We start from the raw sequence: 21,319 nt of genomic DNA, 5'->3' as shown, positions 1-21,319 counted from the left end.
AGTCGTAATAATAGGAAGAAAATGATTATATATACTTTCATATTTAAAGAGGCAGCCAACTTCTTTAATGGACAAATTAACAGACCTAATTAGAAGAAAGTAGATAATAGTGGTAGTAACTCTTTGAGAGTATTTGAACAAGGTTATTATGGGGAAATTTACAAAGGAGAAATCATAGGAATGGAGTTTTCAAAAAACAAATTGCTAAACCTAATAAAATGGCGCTATTTCCCTTTTGTTATATTAACCATTGGAATGTTTCTCATTCATACTTGTTTTAAATTAGGCTGGGGAGACGACACGTTATTTCAAACTCTGAAAGATGATAATTCAGTATTAATTGATCGTTATCATGGTTGGTCTTCAAGAATTATAATAGAAGCACTACTCATAATAATGGTGCACCTAGAACCAATATGGCGTGTCCTTGATACAGCAATTATAGTTTTAATTGCTTTAAGTATATCTAAACTATTCCCGTCCCATAATGCTAGTATAACTAATTGGTTAATTATCGGTATATTATTCATGTATCCATTTATACATATGTCTTCTGCTGGGTGGATAGCAACTACTTTAAATTACCTTTGGCCGCTTGCTTTTGGTTTGTTTTCAATGGTACCAATTAAAAAAATTCTTTTTTATGAGAGAATTTCCTGGTATGAGTTTATATTCTATATCCCAGCGTTGATTTTTGCTGCAAACCAGGAACAAATGTGTGCAATTCTATTTGTTGTATATTTTACGTTTACAATATATTTATTAATACATAAAAGAATAAACATGTTTATGATATTACAAACAAGTATATGTTTAATGAGTATTATATTTATTTTAAGCACGCCAGGTAATGTAAAAAGAAAAAATAGTGAAATTCAGACATGGTTCCCGGATTATATCAATATTTCATTCATTAGAAAAATAGAAATGGGTTTCTCTTCATCTTGGTTTGAATTTGTTATGAAACCCAATGTGATATTTACTGTATTTTGTATTTTATTATTGCTTTGCATGATGGTTACCCAAAAGAAAAAACTATATAAATGGATTGCATTCATTCCTTTAGCTTCTAGCCTTATTTTTGGCCTATTTAGTAACGTACTAAGTGAAGCCTTTCCAGCAATTCAAAAGATTAACAATTCTATGACTCAATATGGAACAAGAGTAAATTTTGCTTCTATTATTACTTGGATTCCAGATATTATTTTAGCTGTGGTGTTCATCTCAATATTAATTTCACTTTATTTTATATTTATAAATAAAAAGTATGCTATTGTAACGATATTTATTATCATGCTAGGATTTGGGTCTAGAATGATAATGGCATTTTCTCCAACCATCTGGGTTTCAGGGGAAAGAACCTTTATATTTATGTATTTTTCATTTATCATATGCTCGGTAATTTTGTTTCAGGTCATATTCAAGTCGGAAATAAGTAAATTTGATACATTTACCAAAAGTATAATAAGTATTCTAGCATTATTATCATTTCTTAATACGCTGTATTTATTGGGTTAATTGAATAGAAATGGAATCGTTTTGGATGTAAAGAATGAGAAAGTTTTTTCTAAATATGGGATTTATTATAAAGCTATTATTTAGCCTAAATATTGAAAGGATTAGATTTTGCTTTGCTTTGGAAGCAGCAATGGGAAGGGGGCATCTACATGAGAAAGATTACCATTATGATACCTGCATATAACGAGGAAGATGTCTTGCAACAACTTTATGATCGATTAAGTAAGGTTATCCTTAATATTCCTTTTTATGATTTTGAGCTATTATTTGGTAATGATGGAAGTACGGACGGCACTTTGGACCAGATAAAGAAATTAAGGGAAAAAGATAAAAAAATTTCTTATGTAAATCTATCGAGGAACTTCGGAAAAGAAACTGCGATGATAGCGGGTTTAGATTATGCATTAGGAGACGCAGTTATTATCATTGATGCTGATTTACAAGACCCGCCTGAATTAATACCAGATATGATTAGGTACTGGGAAATGGGCTATGATGATGTATTCGCAAAGAGAAAATCCAGGGCGGGTGAATCGTGGGTAAAAAAAACAACCGCATCAACTTTCTATAAAGTTTTACAAAAGTTAACTCAGATTCCCATTCAGAAAAATACTGGTGATTTTCGACTGCTTGATCGAAGATGTGTAGAGGCCCTTAAACAACTTAGGGAAACACAAAGATATACAAAGGGGATGTTTAGTTGGATTGGCTATAATAAAAAAGAGATTTTATTTGATCGTGATCCGCGTGCAGCAGGAGAGACTAAATGGAACTATATTAAATTAGTTGATTTAGCTATTGAGGGGATTACTTCGTTTACTACGACTCCATTGCGAATTTCAGCACTGTTTGGATGTGTCATTTCCTTTTTTGCCTTTGTTTATATACTCTGGATTATCGCTAAAACACTATTATTTGGGGAAAGCGTTGCAGGATATCCTTCATTGATGACTGTTATTTTATTTTTAGGTGGAATCCAATTAATTTCTTTAGGGATAATTGGGGAATATTTAGGTAGAATTTTTAACGAGACTAAGAATCGTCCGCTTTATTTTGTAGATGAATATAACAACGAAAAAGTTCAAAATGTGTCAAGGAAAAGCTCTAAAAATATTGTTCATCTAGAAAGATAACTAGGAGATTGATATGAAAGACAAAAGGCAAATCGTGAATTATCTTATTTTTGGTGTCCTCACTACTTTTATTAATATTGTAACATACGGATTTTTAACAAAAGCTCTTCACATAGACTATAAATTGGCAACCACCATAGCATGGCTTGTATCTGTTCTTTTTGCTTTTATTACTAATAAGCTTTATGTATTTAATAGTAAAGAATTAACCGTTGTTTTATTAATCAAAGAATTAATGTCCTTTTTGTTTTTTAGACTCATTTCTTACGGGATTGACATAGCCTTAATGATACTTCTAGTGGAATGGTTGGAGGCAGATGACCTGTTTTCCAAAGTTATCTCAAATGTAGTCGTGGTTATTATCAATTACGTTGCTAGTAAACAAATTATATTTAACAACCGATAACACTTGTGTCAATAGAAAAACCCCCTGAATCATAGTGTATCGATTCAGGAGGAATCTTTATTACTGGTCAATTTCTTCAACTGTGTCTGCAGGCAATCCTAAATGCTCGCGTAATTGGTTAGAGATAGTCTGGCGTGTTTCATCTTCAACCATAAAATACCATACATCCTTAATGGTTTGACCTTCTCCTTCTATTTCCATTTTTTCTATATTATTGGCAGCGGACTTATATTTCGCTTGAATGCCAATAATGTCGTCGAAGGTTAGATTTGTTTTAATATTATCTTCAAGAGCTGTTAAGAGATCTTCATAGTTTGTTAATGTGGAAAATGTAGCGGCTTTTTTTATTACTTTTGATACTACTTCACGTTGTCTTTCCTGTCTTCCGAAATCTCCAAGAGGATCTTCTTTTCTCATCCGAGCATATGATAATGCTTCTCTGCCGTCTAAATGTTGTTCTCCAACTTCTAATGTAACTCCATCTAATTCAAATTCATATTGGTTATTGACCCTAATACCACCAACAGCATTTACTATTTCTTTAAACCCGTGCATATTGACTTCTGTGTAGTAGTCTATTGGTATATTTAAAAAATGCTCAACGGTATTAATCGACATTTCAATTCCACCATAGGCATATGCATGGTTTATTTTATCTAACCAATTATTCTTGGGTTTTTCTTGATCAATCAACATCGTTCGTGTGTCACGTGGAATACTTAGTAGTTTAGTAGTTTTTAGGTCAGGATTAATTGTAATAACTAACATAGAATCTGTTCTTCCTGAGTCACCGTCACGTTCATCAACACCGACTAGAAGAATTGATAGTGGGTCTTTTCGGTGAAATTCCACCTCTTCTTCCCTTTTTTCTGATACTTCTCTAGATATTGGCTGGTGCATTTTTTCGACTGCATTCGTTACATCACTAAACATATTGTATGCAAAAACACCGGTTCCAAGAGTAAAAATGAATAGTATTAAAAAGGTAAAACGGAGTATTTTCCTTTTATTTTTCCTCTTCCTTTCAATTCTTTTTGTAGGTAAATTCATATAATTTCCCTTCTATAATGAAGTTGATCATTATTGTTTAGTTTATTAATCGACAATCTTGTAAAAATTATAATATTGTTAGTGAATATTATCAATATGTTTATCCCTCAATTGGTACAAATTACGACAATATATGCTATAATAAATTTTCGTTGGAAAAAGAATTCGATTCTTTTAAGGAATTTGTTTAAGAATCAGAGTGAAAGTTTGAAAAGAAAGCGTGTGTGAAAAAAGATGATTAACTCTAGAGTCGCAATAAGTATTGTTACGTACAATAGTAAACATATATTTAATGTCTTGGGCAATTTGAAAGAGGAATTTAACCAAGACGATAGATTCCGTTTTGTTATTTTTGATAATAATTCTACTGAAGAATACAAAAAGAAATTGAGTCAATATCAAAACTTCGCAGATATTATTTTTCACAATAAAAATGAGGGTTTTGGCTTTGGACATAATTATAACTTACTTAATTCACCTGAAGAATATTTCTTGGTGTTTAACCCGGATATAATATTGAAAAAAGAGAGCCTGCTAACCATGATTGAACATCTTGATAAAGATAAATCAATTTCACTCATTGTCCCAAAAATACTAAATGCTGATGGGACAACGCAGCACCTTATTAGGAATCGTGTAACTGTTTTTGACTATGCCCTACGATTTATACCATTTTCATTTGTGAAAAAAATGTTTTCTAAGCGGCTTGCAACATATGAATGCAGGAATCTTCCAGAAGACCAGCTTGTTGATATTAGAATTGGTTCAGGATGTTTTATGTTAATACGAGGAGCAGATTTTAAGCAAATTCAGGGTTTTGATGAGAGATACTTTATGTATTTTGAAGATTATGATTTGTGTTTAGAACTAGGGAAACGCGGAAAAAGAATTGTCTATACACCATTTTCAAGTGTCATCCATTATTATGAGAGAGGCGCTCACAAGAATTCAAAGTTGTTTAAGATTTTCTTGAAATCTATGGCGGAATTTTTTAATAAGTGGGGATGGAAGTTAATTTAAAAGTAATCAATACTAATAAAAAGATAATGGAGGTTTTAATTGTGGAAGAGTCATTTTTTCTAGAGGAAATAATAAAAACTGTAAAAAAATACTTTTGGGTAATCTTATTAATCACGATTCTTGGAGGGATTGCAGGGAGGGTACTCTCTTCCAATGGACCAGCTCCAACGTATGAAGCATCTTCACTCATTATTTTAGAACAAAAAAATAATGAAACAAATGGAGTAATTAACCAAAGCCCAGATAGTGGACGTTTTTTCAATACAGCTCAAACATTATTTAACACACCTGTCATTCTTGAACCTGTTATTAAGGAACTAAATCTTGAAAAAAGTGTTAAAGAGCTTTCCGCTCAAGTTAGTGTATCGAATGAAAATAGCTCGCAATTACTTAGAGTTACGGTAAGTGATTCAAATGCCCAACAAGCTACTGATATTGCGAATTCCATTGTTAATGTTTATCAACAAGAAATAAATAATTATTTAGATGTTGAAACGGTAAAAACCCTTGAAAAGGCGCAAAGTGGTCAAGAAACCCAAATTCTTCATAACAGATCTAATGCAAATATGGCAATGGGAGTTATTATTGGATTCATTCTAGGATCATTATTAGCATACATTCTAAGATTTTTCTCTACGCGAAAAAAGGTGTCTAATTAATATAGTATCGGAGACCTAAATCGTGAGATTTGCCGTGTATACGGAAACTAGTAGGGAAGGGGGTATTCAAAGGTTGATTAATCCATATTTTATTTACTCACTGTCTTTTTTAGGGGTATTAGTATCCTACTTTTTCGGTTGGTCAAAATTATTTCCTGAATTAGGTTTGTCCTTGCTGGTTTTTTTGATCAGTTCCATAATTATTGCTGTCATTATTGGCAGATCCTTTTATATAAGAAATATTATTACTTTTAATAAAATTAAATTTACTAATAAAGTGGAATGGGTTACTTATGCAATTCTATTCGGTTATCTAGTTGAGTTTATTTACCACCGTAATTTTCCTCTTCTAGCTGTCTTTACGAAGAATCCTTTGAGTTATCATGAATTTGGTATACCGACTTTCCATGTATTCTTAGTTACTTTTAATTCTTTCTTTTCCATTTATTTATTTCAAATGATTCTTTCTGAAACAAGGAATAAAAAGTACTTAATTATCTTTTACATATTAACCCTCGTTCCATCTTTATTAATCATGAACAGGGGTATGCTGGTCATGATATTGATTAGTTGTTTGTTTGTCTATCTAATTAAATATCAACGACAAATAACATTCCGTAAAATTACGGGTTTATTGGCAATAGTTCTTCTAGGTCTATATCTTTTTGGAGTAGCCGGGAATGTGAGGGTGAATAACAGTTACCAAACAAATACCTCATTATTTAGTAATAATCTATTTATGCAAATAGGGGGAGCAACAGAAGAATTTAAACAATCTCTTATTCCGAAAGAATACTTTTGGGGATATATATATATTGCTTCACCTTTAGCTAATTTACAAAAAACAATTAATGAATATGAGCTTGAAGAAGATATAAATTTACCTGACTCACTCAAATTAACGATCACTCAGATGCTGCCAGATTTTATTAGTAAAAGAATCGTATCTCTTTATGAATTTGAAAAAATACCTGGTGGGAAACAAATAACGCAAGAATTAAATGTTTCGACCGCCTTTACCCAGCCATTTGTTATCCTAGGATGGGTAGGCATAAGCCTTTTTACACTATTTATTTTCACTTTTGCCTTTTTTTACATGCTCTTACTTAAAAAATTGAACAGTGAATTTTTTGTCATTGGTGTAGCGATTATTAATACAATGTTCCTATTTAACACATTTACGAATATGTTCTCATTTACAGGCTTAAGTTTCCAATTAATATATCCTTTGTTATTTACCCTTTTAGGAAAAAGAAAGAAAGGATTATAGACCTATGATATCTGTATGTTTGGCAACTTATAACGGAGTTGAGTTTATTGAAAGGCAGCTTGATAGTGTTTTAAAGCAGCTTCATCCAAATGACCAAGTAATTATTGTAGATGATAAGTCTACTGATTCTACTGTTGATGTGATAAATAACCGATATGGAAACCGTGTTGAAATATTCATCAATGATCAAAATTTAGGCGCTATAAAAAGCTTTGAAAAAGCAATTTCTTTAGCAAGAGGCGATACCCTTTTCCTATGTGACCAGGACGATTTGTGGGATGATCATAAAGTTGAAACTGTAATGAGGGCGTTTAAAGAACAAAATGCAGACTTGGTTATCCATGATGCGGTAGTAGTTGATGGGAATCTTGAGGTTATTAACCCATCATGGAACGAATATAACAATAACAAAATCAATCAAGGGATTTCTGGGAATATAGTAAAAAACGCTTTTACTGGGGCATTTATGGCTTTTAAAAAGGAATTAGTACCTGCTATTTTGCCGTTTCCTCCTTTTATTGAGATGCATGACCAATGGATTGCACTTGTTTGTATGATGAAGAAGAGGAAAATAGTTTTTATTGACCAGCCGTTAATGAAGTATGTCCGCCATGGAGGCAACGTAACTGGAATTAATAAGCGAAGCTTATCCGCACAATTAAAAGGGCGTATGCATACAATCTTTTCCATTCTTAGCTATAAACGTAAATAAATTTACGTTTTTGTTACATATTTGTACTTAGTTGTTTTTTTGAGATAACTTTCCTTATAATGGGGAAGAAAGTTAAGAAGGTTTTGTAAAAGAATAATGAGGAGTTGACATAAATGAAGGGTATTATTTTAGCAGGTGGCAGTGGAACAAGACTTTATCCGTTAACAAAAGTTGTGTCAAAGCAATTATTACCTGTATATGACAAACCAATGATTTATTATCCGCTATCTGTTTTGATGTTAGCTGGAATAAAGGATATTTTAATTATTTCGACACCAGAAGATATTTCTCGTTTCGAGCAAATTCTAGGAGATGGATCCGATTTAGGAATGAATTTTTCATATAAAATTCAGCCGCATCCAGGTGGGTTAGCACAAGCATTTTTAATTGGAGAAGAATTTATCGGAGATGACAATGTTGCCTTGGTCCTAGGTGATAATATTTTTTATGGTCATGGATTAACTGATTTATTAAGAAGTGCTGCTTCACGGGAAACTGGAGCATCTGTTTTTGGGTATTACGTTAATGACCCAGAGCGTTTTGGTGTGGTTGAATTTGATGAGGAAGGTAAAGCGATTTCGATTGAAGAGAAGCCTTTAGTTCCTAAGTCAAACTATGCCGTAACTGGTCTGTATTTTTATGATAATCGCGTAATTGAGATTGCGAAAAACATTGAGCCTTCACCAAGGGGTGAACTTGAAATTACAGACATCAATAAAGCCTACCTTGACATGGGAGAACTAAATGTAGAATTGCTTGGCCGCGGCTTTGCTTGGTTGGATACAGGAACTCATGAGTCCTTATTAGAGGCATCCCAATTTATTGAAACAGTTGAAAAACGTCAGTCATTAAAAATTGCATGCTTAGAAGAAATTGCATATAAAATGGGCTATATTACAAAAGATAAGTTATTAGAGCTAGCAGAGCCATTAATGAAAAATCAATATGGTCAATATTTAGTAAAAGTTGCAACTCAAGGACTGAAATGAGGTATATCGAATGAATGTGATTGAAACAAAACTTTCTGGTGTGAAAATATTAGAGCCTAAGGTTTTTGGTGACCATCGAGGTTACTTTATGGAAAGCTATAATAAAAATATTTTTGAAGGACTAGGCTTACATTTTGATTTTATACAAGATAATCAATCCCTTTCCGCTTCGGTTGGAACTTTACGTGGTTTACATTTTCAATTAAATCCTAAAGCTCAGACAAAGGTAGTTCGTTGTGTAACTGGGGCCATTTATGATGTTGCGGTAGATATTAGAAGCGGGTCTCCTACATATGGACAGTGGGTGGGAGTCATTTTAAGTGAGCATAATAAGCGTCAGCTTCTAGTTCCAAAAGGTTTTGCTCATGGCTTTTGCACATTGGTACCTGACACCACTGTCGCTTATAAAGTGGATGAATATTACTCTCCTGAGCATGATGGCGGTATTCTTTGGAATGATCCAGAATTAGGAATCGATTGGCCAACAATGAATCCGATTCTTTCTGATAAAGATACGAAGCATCCAACATTAAGTGCTGCAACTCATTTAAATTTTGTGTACGAGAAATAGGAGGCATTGCAAATATGAAGTTATTAGTTACAGGCGGCGCTGGCTTTATTGGCAGCAACTTTGTCCGTTACATGGTAAACAAATACCCTAATTATCAAATCGTTAACCTTGATTTGTTAACCTATGCTGGAAATCTAGAAAATCTTAAGGACATTGAAAATGCTCCTAACTATAAATTTGTTCGTGGAGACATTGCAGACCATGAATTCATAAATGGTCTTTTTAAAGAAGAAAAGTTTGATTATGTATTAAATTTTGCAGCAGAATCCCATGTTGACCGCAGCATCACAGATCCAGGGATTTTTGTACAGACTAATATCCAAGGAACTTTGGCGTTGCTTGATGCAGCCAAAACATTTGGTGTTACAAAATACCTACAAGTTTCAACGGATGAAGTATATGGTACGTTAGGTGAGACTGGTTATTTCACGGAAGAGACTCCATTAGCAGCAAACAGCCCGTACAGTGCAAGTAAGGCTGGTGCAGACTTGCTTGTTCGTGCCTACCATGAAACATTTGGTCTGCCAGTCAATATTACACGCTGCTCCAACAACTATGGACCGTTCCATTTCCCTGAAAAGCTTATTCCGTTGATGATTATCAATGCGTTGAATGATAAGGAGCTTCCAATTTACGGAGATGGTTTAAACATTCGTGATTGGCTACACGTTGAAGACCATTGTCAAGCGATTGATCTAGTGCTTCATAAAGGACGTAATGGAGAAGTTTACAATGTCGGCGGCAATAATGAACGTACAAACATTGAAATTGTAAAAACTATTTTAAAGCATCTGAATAAGCCAGAGTCTCTTATGAAGTTTGTTACGGACCGTCCTGGTCATGACCGTCGTTACGCAATTGACGCAACGAAGCTTCGTACTGAACTTGGCTGGTCACCAAAATATAATTTTGATACCGGAATCGAACAAACGATTAACTGGTATTTAGATAACCGTGAGTGGTGGGAAAATATTATTTCTGGTGAATACCAGGATTATGTGAAATCCCAGTATGGCGACAGATTAGAGGTAGAATAATGAAGGTTGTTGTAACAGGTGCAGCAGGTCAATTGGGTCAGGATGTTCTTTTGGAACTAGCCCGAAAGAACCATCAAGCTTTTGGAGCAGACCGAGCGCAATTGGATATTACCATTGAAGAGGACGTTCTCGCATATATTAGTGAAGTGAAGCCAGACGTCATCCTTCACTGTGCAGCCTATACGAATGTGGATGCGGCTGAAGAGAATGAAGAGGCTGCCTATCAAGTCAATGCTGCAGGTACGGAATATTTAGCAAAAGCAGCCAAGCTAACTGGTGCGAAAATGCTTTATATTAGCACTGATTATGTTTTTGATGGTACGGCTACTGAGCCCTATAAGGTTGATGAACCGACCAAACCCCTGGGTGCATATGGACGAACAAAGTTGGCTGGTGAACAGCTATTGCAAAAGCACCTAAATGAATTTTTTATTGTTCGTACAGCTTGGGTGTTCGGGATTTATGGAAATAATTTTGTGAAAACCATGATTCGCCTTGGTAAAGAGCGAGGAGAAGTCGGTGTTGTACATGATCAGGTTGGTTCACCAACCTACACCGTCGATCTAGCCCAGTTCATGGTTGAGCTAATGGAGACTGAAAAATATGGAATTTATCATGCCACGAACAGCGGTGTCTGCTCATGGTATGAATTTGCAGTGGAAATCTTTAAGCAGGCAGAAATGAATGTGAAGGTAAATCCATTAACAAGTGACCAATTCCCACGCCCAGCTGCTCGTCCTAAATACTCAGTATTAAGTAAGAAAATGATTGAAAAACAAGGACTAAAGTCATTACGTGATTGGAAAGAAGCCCTTGCAGCTTATTTAGCAGAATCAAAAGAATGATGTCTATATAATCAATCTCCCTTTCACTCAGAAAGGGGGATTTTTTTTTCACATAAATATTTTGTGAAAAAGTTAACATCGATTTGAAACTAAATCTTAATATTAACCGTCTATATGAGTGGTTAATTGAAACAAATAAGTTGAATAAAATTTGACTTTAATTTGTCATGATATTGAAAACATTACTCGGCAAGAGAAATTTTAATTGGGAAATGCCTGTTTTAATGCGGTTTTGAACCGTTTTCAAACAAATTAAGGAGCAATTTATGTTTCTAGTCCTAGTTTATTTATATATGGGACTATGCTATAATCCATTAGGAAATGATGGCAAGTTAAAAATTACAATTAAAATAATAATAAAACTATAGAAATGTAAAACTTGGAGGAGACTATGTTTTATCTAACTCTAGCAATCTGTTTTTTTGCAACAATACTACTCACTCCGCTCGTTAAGAAACTAGCATTTTTGATTGGAGCAACAGATAAACCCAACCAAAGAAAAGTTCATTCACGTATAATGCCTCGTTTAGGGGGATTAGCAATCTTTTTAAGCTTTTTGATTGGAGTATTAATTAGTAAACCCGCTGGCGTTCCTTATGGGGAATTTCATTATTCAATCGTTATAGGAAGTATTATTATCCTTTTAACAGGTATGCTTGATGATGTGAAGGAAATCTCTCCGAAGCTAAAACTAGCAGGACAAATTGCAGCCGCGGCTGTAGTGGTCATTTATGGGGGGCTAAAAGTTGAATTTATCAACCTTCCATTTGGTGGTATCATTGATTTTGGATACTTAAGTATTCCAATAACGATGATTTGGATTATTGGAATTACAAATGCGATTAATCTAATAGATGGTTTAGATGGCTTAGCAGGCGGTGTGTCATCAATAGCCTTATTCTCTATCGCGGGAATGTCAATGATCATGGGTAACCAGTATGTTACTATGATTGCGTTAATTGTGGCTGCCAGTACCTTAGGTTTCCTAGTTTTTAACTTTCACCCTGCTAAGATTTTTATGGGTGATACGGGAGCACTTTTCTTAGGATATATTATTGCTGTATTGTCATTACTAGGATATAAAAATGTAACTTTTATCTCATTAATTATTCCGGTTATTATTCTCGGAGTACCAATTTCTGATACGTTCTTTGCGATTATTCGCCGACTAGTTAACAAGCAGCCCTTATCGGCACCAGATAAATCGCATCTCCATCACTGCTTATTAAAAATAGGATTTACTCATCGTCAAACAGTCTTATTAATTTATGCTATGGCTGCTCTGTTTGGTCTTGCTGCGTTTGTTTTTTCACAATCAACCGTTTGGGGTTCAATCACTGTCATTTTAGCGCTGTTAATTACGATAGAGTTAGTTGTTGAGAGTATTGGTCTCATTCGTGAGGACTATAAACCTCTCTTGAATTTTATTAAAGGACTCATGCCTGTGAATGTAAAAAATAGATAAAATCATATATTCATAGTAAAGCCTAAAACAACGTTTTTAGGCTTTTTTTGATTTTGTATATATGGGATATTTTTTAAACAAAATTTTAAAAAAAGTTTTCCTGTTTTTTACCATACATACACTGTTTTCAAAATTACATTTATGGACATGATACTATCGAGGAGGTTCGCTATGCTTTTTTTTACCTTGATAGTATGTTTTATCATAACCATTCTTATTACTCCAATAATAAAAAAGTTAGCTGTCTTTATAGGAGCAACCGACAAGCCAAATCAGCGTAAGGTTCATCAGTCTACCATGCCAAGGCTTGGCGGTTTAGCCATTTTTATTAGTTTTATCATCGGAATCATGATTTTAAAGCCTTTTAACCCTGCTTCAATCGCCATTCTAATAGGCAGTACTATTATTGTTTTTACAGGAATTTGTGATGATTTATTTGAGCTTTCAGCCAAGTACAAATTCATTGGGCAATTTGCAGCCGCCCTCACCGTCGTTTTCTTAGGTGACCTGCAAGTGAATTTCATTAATCTCCCATTTGGAGGCCAGCTGGAATTTGGTTATTTAAGTATTCCGTTTACGATTCTATGGATAGTTGGGATTACAAATGCGATCAACTTAATTGACGGTTTAGATGGACTTGCGGCAGGTGTATCCTCAATAGCCTTGGTTACAATCTCAGGAATGGCACTTATCCAAGGGAACCTGTATGTTGTTGCAGTCGGTACTATTGTCTTAATGGGGACCTTGGGCTTCCTTTTCTATAACTTCCATCCTGCAAGTATTTTCATGGGTGACACCGGGGCACTGTTTTTAGGGTTTATTATTTCGGTTCTCTCCTTGTTAGGGTATAAAAATGTAACGTTTATTTCTTTTATCATTCCGGTCATTATACTGGGAGTTCCGATTTCCGATACTTTCTTTGCCATCATTCGAAGGATTATTAATAATCAACCGCTGTCAGCCCCCGATAAATCTCATTTGCACCATTGTCTGCTCCGGCTAGGCTACTCTCACCGGCAAACAGTGTTAATGATTTATGCAATGGCATCCTTCTTTGGACTTGTGGCTGTTGTTTATTCTCAAGCAAGAATTGGTGTCTCCATTCTTTTAATTGGAGCTCTTATCTTATTAATGGAGCTAATAGCTGAAAAAATTGGTCTCATGGGGAATGACTTCCATCCATTATTAAAAATATTACGTATGTTTGGTATTACTGCTGCAAAGGATCGATCATAAAAAGGGGACTGACTCAAAATGGCACAAGTGAGTGGCATTTGAGTCAGTCTCTTTTTTCTAAAGTAAGACTTCTAGATAATCCGTTTCCCCTTTTTTGATGCCTGCTTGTCCGTTTGTAAGTTCAATTACCCAATCATTGAACACACTTACTTGGTCTTCATTCACGTATACTTCCACTTCAACTGTATCAAGATAATGAATTTCCTTTATGATATATTCAGACTCCCGGAGTTCCTTTTCAACTTTTCCAAGCCAAGTATAATCAATCTTTACATGAATAACTTGAACTAGTCTCCGCTCAACGATACCCGCTTTATCTAAACCTTCTGATGTCGCCTTTCCATAAGCACGAATCAGTCCGCCAGCGCCTAATTTAACCCCTCCAAAGTAGCGGGTAATTACGACAACAGTATCTTTCAGTTTCTTTTTCTTCAACACCTCAAGAATCGGTACGCCTGCAGTCCCACTTGGTTCACCGTCATCATTGGCCTTTTGATTTTGATCATTTTCACCTATCAGATAGGCCGAACAATTATGGGTGGCATCCCAATATTTTTTCTTTAGCGTTTGGATGAATTCCTGTGCTTCCAATTCATTTTCTGCTCTTTTAATATGGGCAATAAAACGCGACTTTTGAATGATAATTTCATTTTCGTAAGCATCCTTCTTAACAGTAAAATACCGAGATAGCATGGTTTTCTCCCTCCATAACTTTTTTCAAATGATATAAAAAAAACATAGGTGTAATATAACTTTAATATAGAAATAATTTTCCCATGTTATAATAAATATTGTTCAAATAATGTAAATCAATTTTCTTAAAATAGTAGTTTAGCTACCAAACATTATACTACTTATGCACTATACAGTTGGGAAATTTTTTGGTTTAACGCTCACAGATAGTAAAATATTACAATTCGCGTTAAACTAGAAAAAAGGTCTCCGGAGGAGAGCATGGCGAAAATTCAGAAGATTAATGTAAAGTCGATTGATGAAATCCGTGAAGAGATGATTGAAACCGTCACGAGCAGTAAAAGTGATATATTTCAAATAAGTGAGCAATGCCGAAAAGACTACGAAAATATGACAACTGAACTACGCACCATTAAAGAAATGATGGTGAAATTAAATGCTGAAGAGGAACGCCTAGAAGAACTGGTTCTTAAGGCGAGATTAACCTTATCAGAACTAAGTATGAATTTTAAAACATATTCTGAAGCTGAGGTCAGGGAGGCTTATGAAAAAGCGCACCAGCTACAAATGGACCTCTCCATTAATTGGCAATATAAGAAACAGCTCTTGGATAAACGAGCTGACCTCGAGCGCAGGCTATTGGGGTTAGACGAAACGATTGACCGTGCAGACCAGCTCATTTCGCAGATTTCAGTGGTCATGAATTATCTCATGAGTGACTTAAAACTTATGGGTGAAGAATTACAGAATGCAAAAGCCAAACAGGACTTTGGCTTGAAGATAATCGAAGCCCAAGAGGAAGAGCGAAAACGACTATCTAGAGATATTCACGACGGTCCAGCACAAATGCTTGCAAATGTTATTATGAGATCTGATTTGGTTGATCGTGTTTATCGGGAGCAAGGACCTGAGGAAGCTTTTAAAGAGATTGGCAGCTTCAAAAAAATGGTCCGTGCTGCACTTTACGAGGTCCGGAGAATTATTTATGACCTTCGTCCGATGGCACTTGATGATTTAGGCCTAGTGCCTACCCTCAGAAAATATTTACAAACCATCGAAGAATATCATAACAAGTCGAAAATTGAGTTTATTAACATTGGTTTAGAACGCAGGCTTCCTACTAAGTATGAAGTTGGTCTATTCCGTTTAATTCAAGAATCCGTGCAAAATGCCTTAAAGCATGCAAATGCTTGCGAAATAAAAGTAAGACTGGAAATGACAAAAAATGAATTAACCGTTCTAATCAAGGATAATGGCTCTGGATTTGATACTAGTCAAAAAAAACCCGAGTCATTTGGAATCATTGGGATGAGAGAACGAGTAGAGCTTCTTGAAGGAAATATTACGTTTGAATCTAAAATAGGAAAAGGAACTGCTGTTTTTATTGTGGTCCCATTACCGTCTTAAACTAAAAACATGTAATACATTGGAGCAGGAGGGTAAATAAATGATGACTAAGATTGCGATTATTGACGACCATCAACTATTCAGAGAAGGGGTTAAACGAATTCTAGAATTCGAAAAAGCATTCCAAGTTGTTGCCGAGGGTGATGACGGCAGTGATGCGATAACCATTGTAAATGCCTATAATCCAGATGTAGTGATCATGGATATTAATATGCCTCAAATGAATGGGATTGAGGCTACACGTGAGCTATCAGAAAAGTTTCCAGACACCAAAATTATCATCTTATCCATCCATGATGATGAAAACTATGTGACGCATGCACTCCAAACCGGTGCAAGAGGATATTTGCTAAAGGAAATGGATGCAGACGCACTAATTGAGGCAGTTCGGGTAGTGGCTGACGGTGGCTGCTACTTACATCCAAAGGTAACCCATAACTTAGTAAATGAATATCGCAAACTGACAGCTGGACGTACTGGCGGCGGTGCATTTGTTCAAACGCTTGAACTTCGTCGTCCGCTTCATCTGTTAACACGCCGTGAATGCGAAGTACTGCAAATGCTGGCTGATGGTAAAAGTAACCGTGGAATCGGGGAAGCTTTATTTATCAGTGAAAAAACGGTTAAAAATCATGTGAGTAACATTTTACAAAAAATGAACGTTAACGACCGTACACAAGCAGTTGTTGTGGCGATTAAAAACGGCTGGGTTGAAGTTCGTTAAGTTTACGTTTTATGGGAAGGGCATGCTCTAGATGAGCGTGCCTTTTGCATTTTATTAGACTGTGTTAAAGGGTATTATTGATTTTGTAACTCTGTTGATTTGTGCGGAAAGCGAAGCGCCTGGAGCACAAATCAACAGACAAGTTTAACACTGCCTTTTATTAAATAAAATGCATTTTCATTCTTTTTCATTTAAAATAGAACAAAACATATATTTAAGGATGGTTTCAATATGAAAACGGCCGTTGTTACGGATAGTACAGCTTACATACCGAAAGAAATACGCGATAAATGGAATATACAAATGATCCCGTTAAATGTCATCTTCGGTAACGAGGCATATCAGGAAGAAGTTGATATTACAGCAGGACAATTTTATCAACAAGTGAAAGAGAAAGAACTTCCAACCACCTCACAGCCTCCAATCGGTCAATTTGTAGAGTTGTTTGAACGATTGTCTAAAGACTATGATGCTGTCATCAGTATCCACCTCTCAAGTGGAATCAGCGGTACATTTGCTGGAGCTGTGACGGCTAGTACCATGGTAGACAATATTAAGGTCTACCCATTTGATTCGGAATTCAGCTGTATGCCACAAGGGTTATATGCCATTAAAGCTGCGAAAATGGCTAAAAATGGCGAAGAAGCTGATAAAATCATGTCTCGTCTTGAGGAATTGAAAAAAACAGCACGCGCCTATTTTATGGTGGACGACTTGTCACATCTCCAGCGTGGCGGACGTCTATCAAGTGCCCAAGCGATTATTGGCAGCTTGCTTCAAGTAAAACCACTTCTTCACTTTGAAGAAAGGGTCATCGTCCCATTTGAGAAAATTCGCACTCGAAAAAAAGCAATGAAACGGATGGTCGACCTGCTAGGTGAAGACGCTGCCAGCGGCGAGAACTATCAAGCCGCCATCATCCATGCTAACCGCGAAGAAGAAGCACTGGATTGGAAGTCTGAGCTCGAAACCTTGTATCCAAACGTAGAATTCACCATAAGCTACTTTGGTCCTGTTATTGGAACTCATTTAGGAGAAGGTGCAATGGGCCTTGGCTGGATGAAAAAATAGAGTGTGTGCAATGCCAGGCTGTTGCCTGGTTTTTTGATGGAGTTGGTTAGAAAAAAGTCCGCCGGGCGGAATTATTGTTGAATCCGGCGGGAATACGCCAAAAGTTGGCGGGATTATCCCTGAAACTCGCGGGATTAATTCAAAAGTTGGCGGGATTATCCTCAAAACCCGCGGGATTAGATATCTCCATATTTTTTAGCAAAAAAGAATCATTCGACATTTAGCAGGAATTTTGTCACTCCCTGTAGAAAATGTTTAAAAAATACTAAAGGAGTGATATAGCTTTGATAATGAAAGAATTAACAAAGCCACTGCGCCTGGTTTTAACTGAGATTTTACTAAGGCGCTTACTAATTGGTTTCTTTAAACGTCCCGATGTTGAAAAGGACTTAGCCAAAAGATGGGCTGGTTATTGGGGAGAAATAACATTAGATAAGTACCTAAAAGAACTGCCTGCCAATCAATATTACATATTTCATGACCTCCAACTTAAAGTCTATGGTGTCCACTTCCAAATTGATACCCTCCTGATTTCCACAAAGTATATACTCATCATTGAAGCAAAAAATATTTCCGGTACTATAACCTTTGATAATACATTTCAGCAGCTCATTCGTTTAGAAGATAATGAAGCCTTTGAAGATCCTCGAATACAGGCTAAAAGAAATCAAGCTCTTTTAAAAAGTTTCTTTCGAAGTCTTGGGTTTAAAGATTTACCCATCGATTACCTTGTTTTTTTCAGCAATGTCAAAACCAAGTTAAAAGCGTGCCCTGAAATTGAATCGGATTTAACCAGAGTATGTAAAGCAAGAGAAATTTTTGAAAAAATAGAGACCTGTGAAGCTATATACCAGGAGGAAAAAATAAGCCTTACTGAGATTAATAAAATGACAGACATACTTCTTCGTAATCATCAACCTAAAAAGATAAACATCCTAGGTCAATACAAAATTGCACCGACGGATATTGTAACTGGAGTCTGCTGTACAAAATGTTCAACCATACCTATGACTTACATAAAAGGGACTTGGTTCTGTCCCACATGCCAATTCTCCTCAAAAGATGCCCATTTGGAAGCTATAAACGATTACTTCCACCTATTGAAGCCGAGTATAACCAATAATGAATTGAAAGTATTCCTTCATCTCCCTTCAAACGATATAGCACAAAAAATCCTGAAAAAATTAAAATTAGAAAGTACAGGTAAAACGAAAAGTCGAATTTACCATCAACCAATCGAGAGGAGTTTGTCTCCGTGCGCTTTCTCCTAAAGGACAATATATTGATTCCTGAAAAAAATAAAGAATACGCACTGCCAATCTCACAAATCCAAACCATTCCACAGCCATCATTAAACCCTAATTTCCCCTATAACCCTGACCTCCAGCTACTCCTTTCCGGCAAACAGCTTTTGCTTGATGACCTTCCATTTCCTCTCGATGAAATCCAAACCCATTATGAAAATGGATATATTACCTACCGAAAAGGCATTGAATACAGCAGAAATAAACCTGTTTGTTCTCGTTGTGGTAACAAGACAGAGAATTGGTTTGGTCAGTTTCCATGCTCTAGGTGCGGAGAAATATGTCTTTATTGCCGTAAATGCTTGATGATGGGGAGAATCAGTGCATGTACTCCATTAATTGGCTGGAATGGACCCACTCCCGAGCACCATTTGCCTAATAGAATCCTTGAGTGGAAAGGACAGTTATCGCTTGGTCAGCAATCAGCTTCGAATAGAGTAGTAGAGACAGTAAATAACATGAAGGAGCTACTAGTTTGGGCAGTTTGTGGAGCGGGGAAAACGGAAGTTCTTTTTGCTGGAATTGAATCAGCCCTTGTCGCGAAAAAAAGAGTTTGTATCGCCACACCACGAACTGATGTAGTCCTTGAGCTTACCCCAAGACTGAAAGCAGCATTTCCAGAAATCAATGTTGCTTCCCTTTACGGTGGGAGTGAGGACCGCCATCTTTATGCACCGCTTACGATTGCGACTACACATCAGCTGCTCCGTTTTTACCAAGCCTTCGATACTGTTATTTTAGATGAGGTTGATGCCTTTCCCTATACAGTAGAGGAATCACTCCAATATGCTGCTGCGCAGGCGAGAAAACCAGAATCAGCCATGATATACCTAACGGCGACACCAAATGAAAAATGGCAAAGAGAGTGCCGTACAGGAAAAAGAGCCTTTACCACCATCCCAGCCAGATTCCACCGTTATCCACTTCCCGTACCTCACTTCAATTGGTGTGGCAATTGGCAAAAGGAATTGAAAAAAGACAAGCTTCCAGCAAATATCCTCAACTGGATAAAAGCACGACTTGAGAATAATAAGCAAGCGTTGTTGTTTTTCCCGCACATCCGTTTAATGGAAAAAGCTCTCCCCGGCCTTCGAAAATTAGCCCCCGATATTGAGGCTGTCCACGCCGAGGATCCAGATCGCAAAGAAAAGGTTCAAAAAATGCGAAACAAAGACATTCCTCTATTACTAACGACAACGATTTTAGAACGAGGTGTTACATTTCCCAACATTGACGTCGCAGTTATCGGTGCAGAAGATGACATTTTCACCGAATGTGCACTTGTTCAAATTGCAGGAAGGGCAGGAAGGAGCAAGGATTTTCCTCGTGGAATAGTAACATTTTTTCATTACGGTAAAACGGAGGCAATGCTAAAGGCACGAAAACAAATCATTGGTATGAATCAAGAAGGAGTTAGAAAGGGGTTAATTGACGAATGAATTTATTCCACCAAGCACAATGTCTGATATGCCATGAAATAATCCAGCCTTTAATGGGGTGGAGAGCTATTTTTTCAGAAGAAAAAGAATTGATCATATGTCCAACATGTGAGGGGAAGTTTGAAAAGATTCAGGGAGAAAAATGTAGGATCTGCAGCCGATTGTTTCAATTTTTGGATGAAAGGTTTCGTCACGGCGATTTGTGTCATGACTGCGAACGTTGGGAGAAGGATCCCGAATGGAAGGGCTATCTCGACTCCAATCACTCGATATTTATATACAATGATTTTTTTAAGGAAGTGATGGCTAAATTTAAATACCGTGGTGATTATGTATTGGCGAAAATATTTGTACAAAGTATTAAGGAATTCCTGTGGAAGACAACTCCAGATTTACTTGTACCCATCCCATTAAGTAATGAGCGACTATATGAGCGAGGTTTTAATCAAGCTGAAGCCGTGTTAATTGAATCAGGATTAACCCCCACAATACCTTTAACCAGGATACACTCGGAAAAACAATCAAAAAAATCACGATTAGAACGAATTCATATTCCTCAGGTTTTTCAAGTCGACCATCAAATTGAAATCATCGGAAAAAACATTCTGCTACTCGATGACATTTATACCACTGGTTCTACGCTTAGGCATGCTGCAAAGCTATTAAAAGAATCAGGAGCGGAAAGGGTTCAATCCTTAACGCTCGCACGATGAACAGTCTGTCTCGTACTTACTATTTCATCTCAGTACTTTATTCCTAAGACATAAAAG

At 36.1% G+C, this 21,319-nt stretch carries 21 protein-coding genes; 19 read left to right on the top strand and 2 right to left on the bottom strand.

Annotation, left to right across the window (positions count from 1 at the left end; all coding sequences use genetic code 11):
- Nucleotides 1-123: 123 nt before the first annotated feature.
- From TR08_RS11065 to TR08_RS11055, 3 genes are all read left to right on the top strand, one after another.
- Nucleotides 124-1,518 carry a DUF6056 family protein gene (locus TR08_RS11065; RefSeq protein ID WP_202964965.1) on the top strand — a complete coding sequence of 465 codons (1,395 nt, stop codon included), beginning with the start codon at nt 124-126 and terminating at the stop codon, nt 1,516-1,518.
- A gap of 149 nt (nt 1,519-1,667) precedes the next feature.
- Nucleotides 1,668-2,651, top strand: coding sequence for a glycosyltransferase family 2 protein (locus TR08_RS11060; RefSeq protein ID WP_045518250.1), 984 nt, complete (start codon nt 1,668-1,670; stop codon nt 2,649-2,651).
- A 13-nt stretch (nt 2,652-2,664) separates the two neighbouring features.
- Nucleotides 2,665-3,057, top strand: coding sequence for a GtrA family protein (locus tag TR08_RS11055; RefSeq protein WP_045518249.1), 393 nt, complete (start codon nt 2,665-2,667; stop codon nt 3,055-3,057).
- Nucleotides 3,058-3,117: 60 nt separating this feature from the next.
- Here the strand turns inward: TR08_RS11055 and TR08_RS11050 are convergent, their stop codons facing one another.
- The gene (locus tag TR08_RS11050; RefSeq protein WP_045518247.1) at nt 3,118-4,107 is read right to left on the bottom strand and encodes an LCP family glycopolymer transferase; all 990 of its coding nucleotides are present in this window, start codon (nt 4,105-4,107) and stop codon (nt 3,118-3,120) included.
- Between the two features lie 234 nt (nt 4,108-4,341).
- Between TR08_RS11050 and TR08_RS11045 the strand changes: the two genes are divergently transcribed.
- From TR08_RS11045 to TR08_RS11000, 10 genes are all read left to right on the top strand, one after another.
- The gene (locus TR08_RS11045) at nt 4,342-5,127 is read left to right on the top strand and encodes a glycosyltransferase family 2 protein (protein ID WP_045518246.1); all 786 of its coding nucleotides are present in this window, start codon (nt 4,342-4,344) and stop codon (nt 5,125-5,127) included.
- Between the two features lie 41 nt (nt 5,128-5,168).
- Entirely contained in the window at nt 5,169-5,786 is a 618-nt protein-coding gene (locus TR08_RS11040) for a YveK family protein (protein ID WP_193747717.1), read from the top strand.
- Between the two features lie 73 nt (nt 5,787-5,859).
- A complete protein-coding gene (locus TR08_RS11035; RefSeq protein WP_045518244.1) occupies nt 5,860-7,056 on the top strand; it encodes an O-antigen polymerase in 1,197 nt (398 codons plus the stop codon).
- A gap of 4 nt (nt 7,057-7,060) precedes the next feature.
- The gene (locus TR08_RS11030; RefSeq protein WP_045518243.1) at nt 7,061-7,768 is read left to right on the top strand and encodes a glycosyltransferase family 2 protein; all 708 of its coding nucleotides are present in this window, start codon (nt 7,061-7,063) and stop codon (nt 7,766-7,768) included.
- A gap of 113 nt (nt 7,769-7,881) precedes the next feature.
- A complete protein-coding gene (gene rfbA, locus TR08_RS11025; RefSeq protein ID WP_045518242.1) occupies nt 7,882-8,757 on the top strand; it encodes a glucose-1-phosphate thymidylyltransferase RfbA in 876 nt (291 codons plus the stop codon).
- A gap of 10 nt (nt 8,758-8,767) precedes the next feature.
- A complete protein-coding gene (gene rfbC, locus TR08_RS11020) occupies nt 8,768-9,328 on the top strand; it encodes a dTDP-4-dehydrorhamnose 3,5-epimerase (protein WP_045518241.1) in 561 nt (186 codons plus the stop codon).
- A 14-nt stretch (nt 9,329-9,342) separates the two neighbouring features.
- Nucleotides 9,343-10,365, top strand: a complete 1,023-nt coding sequence (gene rfbB / locus TR08_RS11015; protein WP_045518240.1) for a dTDP-glucose 4,6-dehydratase — start codon at nt 9,343-9,345, stop codon at nt 10,363-10,365.
- Entirely contained in the window at nt 10,365-11,210 is an 846-nt protein-coding gene (rfbD, locus tag TR08_RS11010) for a dTDP-4-dehydrorhamnose reductase (RefSeq protein ID WP_045518239.1), read from the top strand. Before rfbB ends, rfbD begins: the two co-directional genes overlap by 1 nt.
- Nucleotides 11,211-11,601: 391 nt before the next feature.
- Nucleotides 11,602-12,675 (top strand): MraY family glycosyltransferase, encoded by a 1,074-nt coding sequence (locus TR08_RS11005; protein ID WP_045518238.1) that lies wholly within the window; start codon nt 11,602-11,604, stop codon nt 12,673-12,675.
- Between the two features lie 171 nt (nt 12,676-12,846).
- A complete protein-coding gene (locus TR08_RS11000) occupies nt 12,847-13,911 on the top strand; it encodes an MraY family glycosyltransferase (protein ID WP_045518237.1) in 1,065 nt (354 codons plus the stop codon).
- Nucleotides 13,912-13,968: 57 nt separating this feature from the next.
- Here TR08_RS11000 and TR08_RS10995 read toward each other — a convergent pair whose 3' ends face one another.
- Entirely contained in the window at nt 13,969-14,604 is a 636-nt protein-coding gene (locus tag TR08_RS10995) for a YigZ family protein (RefSeq protein WP_045518235.1), read from the bottom strand.
- A gap of 261 nt (nt 14,605-14,865) precedes the next feature.
- On the opposite strand from TR08_RS10995, the gene TR08_RS10990 reads away from it, so the two are divergent.
- The 6 genes from TR08_RS10990 (at nt 14,866) to TR08_RS10965 (ending at nt 21,262) form a co-directional block, all read left to right on the top strand.
- Nucleotides 14,866-16,011 carry a sensor histidine kinase gene (locus TR08_RS10990; protein WP_045518233.1) on the top strand — a complete coding sequence of 382 codons (1,146 nt, stop codon included), beginning with the start codon at nt 14,866-14,868 and terminating at the stop codon, nt 16,009-16,011.
- A gap of 40 nt (nt 16,012-16,051) precedes the next feature.
- Nucleotides 16,052-16,735, top strand: a complete 684-nt coding sequence (locus tag TR08_RS10985) for a response regulator (protein WP_045518230.1) — start codon at nt 16,052-16,054, stop codon at nt 16,733-16,735.
- Nucleotides 16,736-16,966: 231 nt separating this feature from the next.
- On the top strand, nt 16,967-17,806 hold the full coding sequence (locus TR08_RS10980; protein WP_045518229.1) for a DegV family protein: 840 nt from the start codon (nt 16,967-16,969) through the stop codon (nt 17,804-17,806).
- 290 nt (nt 17,807-18,096) lie between these two features.
- Nucleotides 18,097-19,077, top strand: a complete 981-nt coding sequence (locus tag TR08_RS10975; RefSeq protein WP_152597391.1) for a nuclease-related domain-containing protein — start codon at nt 18,097-18,099, stop codon at nt 19,075-19,077.
- Nucleotides 19,062-20,549 carry a DEAD/DEAH box helicase gene (locus tag TR08_RS10970; RefSeq protein ID WP_045518226.1) on the top strand — a complete coding sequence of 496 codons (1,488 nt, stop codon included), beginning with the start codon at nt 19,062-19,064 and terminating at the stop codon, nt 20,547-20,549. Before TR08_RS10975 ends, TR08_RS10970 begins: the two co-directional genes overlap by 16 nt.
- Nucleotides 20,546-21,262: a ComF family protein gene (locus TR08_RS10965; protein ID WP_045518224.1), complete on the top strand. Its 717-nt coding sequence runs from the start codon at nt 20,546-20,548 to the stop codon at nt 21,260-21,262. The genes TR08_RS10970 and TR08_RS10965 overlap by 4 nt, the downstream gene beginning before the upstream one ends.
- Nucleotides 21,263-21,319: the final 57 nt, after the last annotated feature.

Source organism: Neobacillus niacini (assembly GCF_000759675.1).
Classification (GTDB): domain Bacteria; phylum Bacillota; class Bacilli; order Bacillales; family Cytobacillaceae; genus Neobacillus; species Neobacillus niacini_A.
Note: the sequence above shows the minus strand (reverse complement) of the source record. Positions and strands in the feature narration are given on the sequence as shown.